Source organism: Desulforegula conservatrix Mb1Pa, from assembly GCF_000426225.1.
GTDB classification, from domain to species: domain Bacteria; phylum Desulfobacterota; class Desulfobacteria; order Desulfobacterales; family Desulforegulaceae; genus Desulforegula; species Desulforegula conservatrix.
The window spans coordinates 65,183-77,823 of sequence record NZ_AUEY01000001.1 but is presented as its reverse complement, the minus strand read 5'-3'; the positions used below and the strand labels follow the sequence as shown (position 1 = coordinate 77,823).

Annotated in this window: 7 protein-coding genes; all 7 read left to right on the top strand. The window is 40.9% G+C overall.

Going from position 1 to position 12,641, the window contains the following annotated elements; all coding sequences use genetic code 11:
• The first annotated feature begins 186 nt into the window (after nt 1-186).
• The 7 genes from K245_RS28445 (at nt 187) to K245_RS0100300 (ending at nt 11,967) form a co-directional block, all read left to right on the top strand.
• Nucleotides 187-627 (top strand): GNAT family N-acetyltransferase, encoded by a 441-nt coding sequence (locus K245_RS28445; RefSeq protein ID WP_269545256.1) that lies wholly within the window; start codon nt 187-189, stop codon nt 625-627.
• 262 nt (nt 628-889) lie between these two features.
• A complete protein-coding gene (locus tag K245_RS22390; protein ID WP_084156069.1) occupies nt 890-2,803 on the top strand; it encodes an ATP-binding protein in 1,914 nt (637 codons plus the stop codon).
• 68 nt (nt 2,804-2,871) lie between these two features.
• Nucleotides 2,872-3,393 carry a mechanosensitive ion channel family protein gene (locus K245_RS22385; RefSeq protein ID WP_035276275.1) on the top strand — a complete coding sequence of 174 codons (522 nt, stop codon included), beginning with the start codon at nt 2,872-2,874 and terminating at the stop codon, nt 3,391-3,393.
• A 98-nt stretch (nt 3,394-3,491) separates the two neighbouring features.
• Nucleotides 3,492-5,333, top strand: coding sequence for a PocR ligand-binding domain-containing protein (locus K245_RS0100325; protein ID WP_198013782.1), 1,842 nt, complete (start codon nt 3,492-3,494; stop codon nt 5,331-5,333).
• Nucleotides 5,334-5,718: 385 nt separating this feature from the next.
• A complete protein-coding gene (locus tag K245_RS0100315) occupies nt 5,719-7,722 on the top strand; it encodes a methyl-accepting chemotaxis protein (RefSeq protein WP_035276248.1) in 2,004 nt (667 codons plus the stop codon).
• Nucleotides 7,723-8,011: 289 nt separating this feature from the next.
• Nucleotides 8,012-11,404, top strand: a complete 3,393-nt coding sequence (locus K245_RS26090; protein ID WP_198013781.1) for an MASE3 domain-containing protein — start codon at nt 8,012-8,014, stop codon at nt 11,402-11,404.
• Between the two features lie 158 nt (nt 11,405-11,562).
• Nucleotides 11,563-11,967: a rhodanese-like domain-containing protein gene (locus K245_RS0100300; RefSeq protein ID WP_232223774.1), complete on the top strand. Its 405-nt coding sequence runs from the start codon at nt 11,563-11,565 to the stop codon at nt 11,965-11,967.
• Nucleotides 11,968-12,641 lie beyond the last annotated feature (674 nt).

The following is a 12,641-nucleotide window of genomic DNA, read 5'->3' as shown; positions in this document are numbered from 1 at the left end:
CGGAATGACGGTAATCGGACTTTTTGCGACCTTGTCAACATTATGCAAATAACCCGGCGCTCAACCGGAAGGCTAAAAACCTGCCGATTAGATTTGTGATAGATCAAGGATATAAAAAAATGGAGTATTCAATCAGCCCAATAGTAACTGAAGATCGAAAACAAATAATTGATATATTCAACTATTATGTTGAGAATTCATTTGCTGCATATCCGGAATACAAACTGCCGTATCAGGCATTTGATATGTTCTTGCAAATGTCTAAAGATTTACCGACAGTTACCGCCAAAACACCAAAATGGAGAACTACTGCTTGGGTTCGGAATGCTTCGGACATTTAATCCAATGCCCGCATTTTCACATACAGCCGAAATAACCTATTTTATCAACAGCGACCACACTGGTAAAGGACTTGGAAAAAAACTGCTTGATTTCATCGAAAAGGAAGGACGTAAAAAAGGGATTACAACCATATTGGCAAACATATCATCTCTAAATACTGGCAGCATAAGTTTTCACAAGAATAATGGCTTTATCGAATGCGGGATATTTAAGAAGGTTGGGAAAAAAATGGTCAGATATTTGATACTGTATGGATGCAAAAAATGCTCTAACAAGGCAGATTAACTCGGATACCATATCAAGTCCGGCATGACGATGACGCCTTATTTTGTCTTTTTGATAGTCCTTCACAATTAACCCTCTTTTTTTAACAAGTTAATTAGCAGCAGACATGGTATTTATATTAGACTATTCATTATTAATTATATCTTAACTGCAAGGTCAGCAAAATATAACAGCTAAAAATGTTTCGGACCAGTAATTCGATGGCTTCGCCTATATATTAGGTTCGCACCGGATAAAATCAAAAGAACCGGGGAATGAATTGATGACCTACAATTTTTTTACGCTGTCATTTTCGGGAGAGTGGGAATACCTTGAGCCCGAATTTATAAAATCGAATTTTAGAGAATCTTTAATTCGAGTACGAACCGCTATTCTTATTGCACTATTTTTCTACGCTATTTTTGGATTCCTTGACGCAATTATTGTCCCTGAGCAAAAAATCATATTTTGGGCTATTAGATACGGAGTGGTTTGCCCAATTGCACTCATAGTACTTTTGTTTTCTTTCCGACCTGAATTTGAATTCTATGATCAGCCCTGTCTTTTTATCATGTGCCTTATAGGAGGACTCGGCATAGAGCTTATGGTCATTCTTGCGGATCCGCCTGCGAGCTACTCCTATTATGCTGGAATAATACTTATTTTCATAACCATATATACTTTCATAAGGATGCGTTTTTTTTGGGCTATGGCCTGCTCATGGCTTATTGTTGCAGGTTATGAAATTGGCGCTGTTTTTGCTGATACGCCTCGCATCATGCTGATAAATAATAATTTTTTCTTTGTTTCAGCCAATATTTTATGCATGCTGGCTGGCTATTCTATGGAGTTAAATACTCGCAATCGTTTTTTTTCTCGCTTCAGGTTGGAACAAGAAAAAAATAAAGTCATTCAAAACAATTTAGAGTTGGATCAACGGGTTAGAGAGAGGACTTTATCACTTTCAAAGGCAAATGAACAACTTTCAAAAGAAATTGAAGATAGAATAATCTCTGAAAATAAGAGAATAAAAATGGAAAGGGAACTTAGTCAGAAACATAAATTGGAGGCTATTGGAACGCTTGCCGGTGGAATTGCACATGATTTTAATAATATTTTGACTGCCGTGATTGGATATTCCGAGTTGTCAATGGCAACCCTGGATAAGAATTCTGAAGAATATGAGTATAATAAAAAAATTTTACAGGCTGGAATGAGAGCCAAAGAGCTGACTATGCAAATCCTCACATTCAGCAGACAAACAGAACGAAAAATGGAACCGGTGCAGCTGGGAAAAGTCGTATCTGAGGCAGTGAAATTGTTACGTGCATCAATTCCATCAAACATAGATATTGCACAAGAAATTGAAAGTTCAGCCTTTGTTATTGGAGATGAATGTGAGTTTCATAGAATAATAATGAATCTGTGTACAAACTCATACCAAGCATTTGATAATAATAAGGGAAAAATTTCTGTAAAAGTTGAAGATATTTTAATAGACAAAGAATTCTTAGATACAGGTGATCCCTTAACTCCAGGAAGCTATGTAAGGCTGACGGTGAGTGACACAGGACAAGGTATTATTCCGGAAGTAATTGAAAAAATTTTTGACCCTTTTTTTACTACTAAAGCTGTTGACCAGGGAACTGGTATGGGCCTTTCCGTTGTCCACGGCATCGTAAAGCAATACAATGGGAAAATTCGTGTGTATAGCGAACCAAAGCACGGTTCAACTTTTATGATTTATCTGCCAACCGCTTATTGGGAAAAAGCTGACGGCCAGGAAGTGATTCTTGCTTCTTTGCCTGGAAACGAACGCATATTGATTATTGATGACGAGGCGGAGATAGTTAATGTCGTAAAAATGCAACTAACCTCACTGGGATACAAAGTGAAAGGGTTTAGCAACAGCCTTGAAGCTCTATCGCATTTTTCCAGGCATTCGGCTAATTTTGATCTGGTCATTACTGATCTGAATATGCCTTTGATGTCGGGGCTTGAATTATCAGAAAAACTTATAGAAATTAAAGGTGATATTCCTATTATTCTATGCAGCGGTTATAGTCCTAATGTCGCTTCTGAGAAAATGAATTCAGTTGGTATTATAGATTTCATAATGAAACCAATGACATTGCAGACTCTTTCAACGGCAGTTAGAAAAATATTGGATAACAGAAAATTCATCCCAAACGAATAATGATGATATAATTAGGCGTGTGTTCAACGTTACGATAATCTTTATATTAAAATGCTAAGGAGAGAATAATGGAATCTGCAACAGGCTTTTTATGGAGCATCTACGAATATCTTGCAAAATACGGACTTAACCTGATTTCTGCCATACTGATTTTTTTTATTGGCCGCTGGGCGGCAAAAGTTGCCACCAGCATCACTGAAAAGGTTATGATCAAGTCAAAGGTAGAGCCGACTCTTATATCATTTGCAAAAAATCTTCTTTATATAGCCCTGATGGCATTTATAGTCATCGCAGTTCTTAACAGGCTCGGGATTCAGACCGCGTCCTTTGTTGCCGTTCTCGGCGCTGCCGGCCTCGCCATCGGGCTTGCCCTCCAGGGCTCTCTCTCAAATTTTTCAGCAGGAGTTCTTCTCGTGCTTTTTCAGCCCTTTAAGGTGGGAGACGAGATCGAAACAGCCGGATCAACGGGCATAGTAAAAGAAATTCAGATTTTCACCACCATAATCGAGATGGCGGACGGGAAGCTTGCCGTTATACCTAATTCCAAGGTTACTGCTGACAAGATCATTGTGTCGCCAAGAACAAAATAAGTGGATATTCTTGTATGTTTCGATGGCATGCCTTTGCTGCATGCCTTTTATTTTGTCTCGTTTTTTAAGTGACCATGATGGCATTTCCGCTGGAAAAAATGATTGACCTAAAAAGATTGCAGAAGCTCTTTGATCTTCATTTCAGACAGCTTGGCATATCATCTGCTTTGATCGACTTGGATGGGAAAATATATGCTTCGAGTGATAATCAGGATATCTGTTCCCTTTTCCATCTGAAAAATCAGGATACTCTTAAAATTTGTTCCCTGGCATATGAAAAGGCAAACGCTCAATTAGCTTCTGGCTTGTCTTATATAAACAATATTTGCCCTTTGGGACTGATGAACATAATTGTCCCGATCAGAATAAATGGCGAACATATAGCTAATTTTATGAGGGGGCAGATTCTTTTTGAAAAACCGGACGCTTCAGTTGTCAATTTTTTTAAGGATCAGGCTCAGAAATGGGGCTTTGAAAGCAAGGAATATCTTGGGGCACTGGATAGAGTCCCTGTCATATCCGAAGCCCAGATGGATATTTTAAGGGAAAGACTTCTTTTGCTTGTCGGAATGATTGGGGAGATGGGAGCTTTTTACCTTAAAGAGAATTCGGCCAAGGAGGAAATGCTTAAAACATATCAGGAACTCGAGAATGAAATAAATCTGCGCAAGGCAGAGGCTGACAAACTCTCCCAGATAATAGACGCAAACGCTATTTCCACATTTGTAATTGGGGCGGACAGCAGGGTTACTCACTGGAATAAGGCATGTGAACTTCTTACCGGATATTGTAGTCATGATGTCATTGGTACGGACAGGCATCAAGAAGTGTTCTATTCCTCAAAAAGGCCCTTGCTTGCTGATCTTCTGCTCAGAAATGCTTCAATGGATGATATTTTCGGCTATTATGGCGGAAAAATAAAAAAAACGGGCCAGAGTCCTGATTCTTATGAGGGCGAGGATTTTTTTCCTGAAATAGGCAGCAGCGGAAAGACTCTTTTTTATACCGCGTCTCCTCTCAAAGACGGTAATGGTCAGATAACAGGCGCAATTACAACACTTCAGGACGTTACTGAAATCAGAATGGCCGAGCAAGAACTCCGGGCCAGTGAAGAGAGGTACCGTCATCTTTTCGAATCGGCGAATGACGCAATACTTCTTATCAAGCATGGAATAATAAAAGACTGCAACCAGAAAGCCCTTTTTCTTTTCAGGTGCACAATGGATGAACTGATAGGGCTTTCTCCACTTGATATTTCACCTGAAATACAACCAGGAGGAGAAATATCAAGTGTCGAGATGGAAAGAAAGACAAATATCGTATATCAGGACATACCTCTTACATTCGAGTGGCGCTTCATAAGAAAAGAAGGGACTTCTTTTGATGCAGGTGTAAGTATTTCTAAAATAATGATTTCTGAAAGTATCTACGCTCTTGCAATTATAAGGGATATCAGCTCCACAAAGCAGCTCATAAATGCCCTGAGAGTGAGGGAGGCGGAGCTTGATGAAAAAACAAGCTATCTTGAAAAGGTTAATCAGGCTTTGACTGCATCCCTGGATCATCGAGAAATTGAAAGGAGGGCGGTTGAGGAAAGCTTTTTGTCCAATCTGAAAAAATTTGTTTTTCCTTATATTACAGATCTTGCAAAATGCCGTCTTGATAACGATGCAAAAGCATATTTGAACATAATAGAAAGCAATCTTAATGAACTTGTTGCACCTATTTCAAATACAATTTTTTCAAAGTACATAAATCTTACACCCACAGAAATAAGAATAGCGGACTTGATCCGAAGTGGCAGAAATACCAAGGAAATTGCTGATATACTCGGGCTTTCGCCTAGCTCTGTCCAGTGGCACAGAAAAAATCTCCGTGAAAAATTTGAACTTACAAACAAAAAAACTAATTTACAGACTTTTCTTAAAGCCCTTTGCTGAAGTTCGGATCTGTTATAGGGGGTTTTAGCCCCTCATTATACCTCTGTTTATCCCCTGTTGTAATATCATCCATGATTGAGATACTTAATAAACCGATTTTTTGGAATATTGATTTTCTTCAAGCCAGCTTCCACGAAAAACGACATCTGTGCAACATCTGATTTTTATGTGCGTGATGCTTTCCAGATCATCAATGGTAACTTTCTGAACATAAAGCGGTTTGAAATAATATTTATTTTCCAGATCCCCAGGATGATTTCAGCTCTTATTCTGAGGATGTACCCAGGACTGAAGCCTACTCACATCAGATAATGCCCGAAATGATTCTGAAAATGTTTTTTGAGTTCAAATAGATTGAGTTGCAATAATATAATAGAGGGTTCAAATGAATGTGAATTTTAGATCAATCAGTTTCAGGCTTATGGCAATCGGTTTTGTTTCGGTTCTTGTTCCGCTCGCAACCGTTGGAATTATATCCGTATCAAAGTCATCTGACGCCCTGATGAAACTGTCAAAAGAAACGGTTCAAATGGTCGCCCAGGATCTCTCAAGTCTTGTAAATAAAACCTTAAATGATGAAGTTAAGCTGGCCGGGACTTTTTCCTCGGCCCAGAACATCATCAAGCACATGGGCATAATCACGCAGAACGGCGGGGAGAATAGTCCTGAATCAGTCAGAATCCTTTTTGATAATCTCAAGAAAAAATTTGAGAAGATGGGTGACTCTTACCAGGGGATATTTGTCGCAGATACTAAAGGTAATATTGTCACTGGAATTCTTGAAGGCGGAAAGGAATATAAGGGTATAAACATTTCTGACAGCAATGACTTTGCAAGGGCCATGAAGGGGGAAGACACATTTGTCGGAGATGTAATAACATCCAAAGTCACTGGAAGCCCGATACTCACCGTTGTTTCAACTATAAAGTCGGATCAGGGTCAGGTAATAGGCGTTTATGGGGCAGTCATCAAAGCCGAATATTTTTCACATCTTATTTCAGACAGGAAGATAGGTGATACAGGCTATGGATACATGATCAACGGCAGCGGGACTGTCATTGCCCATCCCAAGCAGGAATATGTGCTGAAGCTCCAGGCTTCCACGTTAAAGGGGATGGAAAGCATTAACAGCCAGATGCTTGCGGGCAAATCAGGCGTTGAGTCCTATGTGTTCAATGGTGTTCATAAAATCGGAGGATTTGCCCCTGTTGGCATTAATGGCTGGTCAATCAATGTCGCCCAGGATTCCGAAGAATTTTTGAGAGCAGCCAGTTCAATTAGAAATGTCAGCCTTATAGTTGGCTTTTTTACAATGCTGATAGTCGGGATAGTGATCTTTTTGTCATCCAGAGCCATCGTCAATCCAATCAACAGCGCGGTGGAAGGCCTTAAGGATATTGCCAGCGGCGAGGGTGACCTTACCAAGAGACTTGATGTCAGAACAAAGGACGAGGTGGGCGAGCTTGCCAGATGGTTTAATATATTCATGGAAAAGCTTCAGGGCATAATCAGGGATATTTCAGGCGGAGTCCAGACCCTTGCTTCGTCATCGACGGAGCTTTCGGTAATATCTGAGGGTATGTCAGTGTCAACAGGAATTGTTTCGGAAAAGGCTGTGGCTGTGGCAGCAGCGTCTGAAGAAATGAGCGCAAGTATGGGCAATGTCGCAGTGGCAATGGAGCAGTCCGCGGCCAATACTAATATGTTGGCGACTGCATCGGAGGAGATGTCTTCGACAATAAGCGAAATTGCCATAAATGCCGAAAAGGCCAGAAATATCTCAGGTCAGGCATCTCAAAAGGCTACATCAGCATCCGTAAATATTGATCAGCTTGGTCTTGCCGCCAACGCAATAGGCAAGGTCATAGAGACGATCAGTGATATTTCCGATCAGGTAAATCTTCTGGCTCTTAACGCAACAATTGAGGCTGCCAGGGCAGGAGAGGCGGGCAGGGGATTTGCCGTCGTTGCCAATGAAATCAAAGAGCTTGCAAGGCAGACTGCGGATGCTAGCCAGGATATAAAAGGGAAAGTTGAGGGTATTCAGAGAACCACATCTGTGACAGTGACCCAGATATCTGAAATAGCAGGTGTCATCGTAGAAGTTAACGAGGTTGTGTCTACAATAGCAGCCGCTGTTGAGGAGCAGTCCGCAGCCACAAAAGAAATTGCCTCAAATGTTGCCCAGGTTTCGGCAGGGATTCAGGAGGTAAATGCAAACGTTAATCAAAGCTCTGGGGTGGTGTCTGAAATTTCGGGTGATATTGCAGGTGTGAGCGCTTCCATGTCTGATATGTCTGCGGGCAGTAATCAGGTAAATACGAGCGCCCAGGAGCTTTCAAGGCTTTCTGAGCAATTAAGGACAATGGTCGACCAGTTTAAGGTCTGATGGTATTTGCGTGAGGCATAACTACTCTGGCCTTTTTCCCGTCATTCCGGTGCAGGCCTGAATGACGGGAATCATTGAAAATACTGGATGCCGGATCAAGTCCGGCATGACGCTAACTCCATTTTTTTGATTTTTTGCGAGTCCATCAATTTTAGATCAAGACCTTATTGATTTTATGATCTCCTGAAGCCATTCCTTCATCAAAAATATTAAATGGCTATCGGAATAATAAAACCACCCACACTTAAAGAGAACATATTATTGAAAAATGCAAAGTCATGATTTTACTTTGATAAATGGTAATTTAAGAAAAATCACATCTTTATGCTCTCTTATTGTTATACTCGCAGGTCTTTATTTTGCGAGTCTCAAAAGTTATATTTTTTTTCATTCTCTGATTGAGATAGCAACCATTTCCGTTGCGTTTTCAATGGTAATAATCATCTGGAATTCAAGGCAGTATCTTGCCAATTCATGCTTGGCGTTCATAGCGACCGGTTACGCTGCGGCAGGAATTGCTGATCTTCTTTATTTGCTCAGTTTACAAGAAGGCTCAGGAATTTTTCATGAGCTTGGGTTGAATCACGCTTCACAGTTTTGGATCTGCGCCCGTTATATCCAGGCATTTACGTTAATGCTGGCCCCCTTCCTTTCAGAAAAAAAAATACGTATCGACGTAATTTTTACCGGCTTTACTCTATTGGCATTTTTGCTTGTCTGGTCAGTGTTTTTAGGAGTATTTCCTGATTGTTATCTTGAAGGTAAAGGGTTTACTGATTTTAAAATTATTAGCGAGTACTCAATAATCATAGTCATGCTGGTATCTTTGTGCGGTTTTATTAGAAATCGTTCCGAGCTGGATGTGAAGGTCACTGTCTATTTGGTTATGTCTATAACATCAACATTTCTGTCAGAGATAATGTTTGCCTCTTCAATGAATTTTTTCGGATTTGCAACAATGGTCGGTCAGTATTTTAATCTTATAGCTTTTTACTATATATGCAGGGCAATCGTTGTAACCGGTATCAAAGAGCCTTATTCACTTATTTTCAGAGAACTCAAGGAAACCGAAGACAGTCTTCGCTCTGCAAATGAAGAAATGGAAGAACGAGTTCGGCAGAGAACCCTTGATCTTGAAAAATTGAATCATGCGCTTAAAAAAGAGGTGAATGAACGAAAGCGTGCAGAATACGATCTTTATAAGAGCAGGAGCATGCTCGCTTATATTTTGAACTCAATCCCCCAGGCAATTTTCTGGAAAAACAGTGACGGAATTTTTCTTGGCTGCAACAAAAACTATGCAAGGGCCGTTGGTCTTGATGATCCTGGGGAAATAGCCGGAAAAACCAATTTCGATCTGCCCCAGCCGAATGAGGATGCCCGGATCTATATAGCCGATGACAGTGAAGTCATTGCAAGTAAACACGCCAAGCGAAATGTCATACAGCCTTTTCAGCTCGCAGACGGTGGCCGCGTATGGGTCAGCGTAACAAAAATTCCCCTGATTGACGCGACAGGACTTGCATACGGAATTCTCGGAGTATTCGAGGACATAACTGAACGCAGACAGACAGAGGAAAAACTTCGGATGTACAGAGAGCATCTTGAAGATCAGGTTCTTATTCGTACTGCGGAATTGGGGGCGGCAAGGGATGCTGCGGAGGCTGCAAATCTTTCAAAAGGGCTTTTTCTGGCGAATATGAGCCACGAGATAAGGACTCCTTTGAATGCGGTTATCGGTATGGCCAGCCTGGCCCTTGATGGAGAACCCCAGCCCCGGCAGAAAGACTATTTGGAAAAAATCAGGTTTGCGGGCGAGTCCCTTCTTGAGATAATTAATGACATACTCGATTTTTCAAAGATAGAGGCTGGAAAGCTTGAAATGGAAAATGCTGAATTCCGGCTTTCGGATGTTCTTGATGGCATAAAAATGATTGTCGGACTTAAAGCAAAGGAAAAGAATCTTGAATTTCTAATTAATATTGCTCCTGATGTTCCGAAAACACTGATTGGTGATTCTCTGAGGCTTGCCCAGGTTTTGACCAACCTATGCAATAATGCGGTTAAATTTACTGATAAAGGAGCAATCACGGTTTCGGTTCAGGTCTTGCCGGGCGATGACCATGACAATCGTGTTACTCTCCTTTTTTCTGTTCTTGATACAGGGATAGGGATGACTGCCGAGCAGGGTCAAAAACTTTTTGAGCCATTCACCCAGGTTGACACATCAACCACAAGGTTATTCGGCGGGACAGGGCTTGGGCTTGCCATCAGCAGACAGCTGGTGGAATTGATGGACGGAAAAATCTGGTTTGAGAGCACTCCAGATGTTGGCAGCGAGTTCTTTTTCACGGCTGTGTTTGCAGTTGAAGAAGAAAATCAAAAGGAGATAGCGGAAGAAAAGGCCATCATAAGTGGCAAGCGAATAATGATAATTGATGATAATGAAGTTTCTCTTGATTCATTTCAGGCGTTTTTTTCCTCTTTGGGCTGTGACGTAATAGTTGCAGGCTCTGCTGAACAAGGGCTGGATAAGTTTGAAAAAAATGGCGGGATCTTATTTATCGATCTCATTGTTGTTGACTGGAAAATGTCTGGCCTTGATGGGGTTTATGCTGCAAGACTTATAAAAAACCACAGGAATTACAATCCAAATACCAAGATATATCTCACCGCGGATTCAGGATTCGAGTATCTGAAAAATATAATCGAGCAGGACAGCCTGGACGGCTTTTTACAAAAACCAATTACTGTTCAGGCTCTTTTCGAGGCATTGAAAGATAACCCGGCCAAGGGATCAGCCCAAAAAGCTGAAGTTCCTTGGAAAATAAGAATGACTGATCCTGATGTTTCCCTGAGGGGTAGCAGAGTTCTCCTTGTTGAAGATAATCGATTGAACAGGGAGGTCGCCATCGGATTTCTTTCAAAATGGGGAGTGACCGTGACTTCTGCTGAAAATGGGCAGCAGGCGCTTGATAAATTGGATGTTCAGAATTTCGACGCTGTACTCATGGATATTCAGATGCCGGTCATGGATGGTTACGAGGCTGTAAGGCTCATACGCTGCCAGCCCCGTTTTGAAAATCTTCCGATAATAGCCATGACTGCCCATGCAATGGCCTCTGACAGGGTAAAATGTCTTGATGAGGGCATGAATGATTATGTGACAAAGCCAATCGATCGTTATGAACTGTTTATAATTCTTGGGAAATGGCTCTGCTCTGCCAGAATTGTTGGGGAAGATATACCCCTAATTACTGACTGTGAGACTTGTGATGAAATAGAATTGCCCACTGATTTGCCAGGAATATGCGTATCTTCAGGGCTTAAAATGCTGGTTGGGGATAGAAGCCTATACCGGGAGCTGCTTTATATGTTTACAGAAGCATATTGTGAAACCGGATACGAAATAGAAAAAGGGCTTGCGTGTGGAGATAGAGAATCTGCGGGCAGATTGGCGCACTCCATGAAATCCGTGGCAGCTACAATCGGGGCCGCAGAATTGTCAACTGTGTCCGGGGCACTTGAGTCAGCCATTGATAATGGGGTAGCTTCTGTAGATGATCTGATCAGCTCTTTTAACAGACACCTGGGGATTGTTATGGATGGTTTGAAAAGAGAGTTCAAAACTGAAGAAGGGGGGCTTGAAAATATTGAAGCCGAGCCTTTTTTTGTCGCTTAGCAGTTAAACCTCAATTGCCATTTTTGCATATTATTCCATTTCTATTTTAGGGATCGTTATTTGTATTTTAGATATTTTTCATTATTATTTTTGAAATTATAGTAAGTGTGCTTTCTGAAGAGTTTTTTTGATAAAGACTGCTATTGGAGGCAATACTAGTGGCTAATACGGATTCAAATGGAACAATGTCAATGGCCGATGTTTTGCGTGAAATGGACATCGACTTTCTGGTATCGGGTGAGTATGGCATAACCGTTGAGGATGCAGCCAGATTCATTGGAAACAGTCATTTCGTTTTTCTGGATGTAAGAACAAAGGAAGAACATGATCATCTCGTTTTTACGTTCGCGCTTCATATTCCTTTGAGCGATTTGCCTGACAGGGTTGATGAGGTGCCAAGGGATAAATTCGTCATCCTTTTCTGCGTTTCAGGATTCAGAGCTGCAATGGGCTATGCATTCCTGAGAACCCAGGGCTTTGATGAAATAAAAGCCCTGAAAGGGCGACTGGATGAACTTGCAGGAGCCATGACTCCAAACAGATTTTACAGACTTGGGCCTTAGACTTTGGATCTGGTTTGTAAAAAAATGGTTTCAGAAAATATCAGTAATGGAATTCATCTGATAAATATGTTAGTTCGATAAGTGAGTTAAAGTAGTCAAATTAATATTATTAGTAGATTAAAATTGACAAGGTTGCAAAAAGTCAAGAAATGCGTCGGAGTCATGCCGGACTTGATCCGGCATCCAGTATTTTCAATTACTTCTGTATTCCGGCCTTTGCCGGAATGACGGTAATCGGACTTTTTGCGAGTCCATCAAAATTCAGCGGTTTGGCTCTGAAAAGGGCCGAATCTGAAAAACAGGTGTGGCACCATAGGTTTGAAATTATTTAAAATTCGCACTGCATTCTTCGGAAACAGCAGGCGGGTTCGCCTTTTACTGGTATCAGTGTTTTCGTATCAGCCATTCTTTCGAATCGTAGTTCTTCGAGTAAAATCCAGGATAATCATTACAGCTCATTTTTTAAAGCTCATGAAATATAGAGTCGGGACAGTTGCGTCATATATTTTCATGAGCTTTGTTTTTTTTAATTATTCAGAACCTTTGCTGGTTTTGTCTGGCTTTGATAACTGCACGTGCCTTGTGCTTTTTTAAAAGGGTGTATGTGAAAACTGATCATTGAAACTAATAAAAAATACTTTAATTTTACTAGTTGTAAAAAAATATGAGAACTA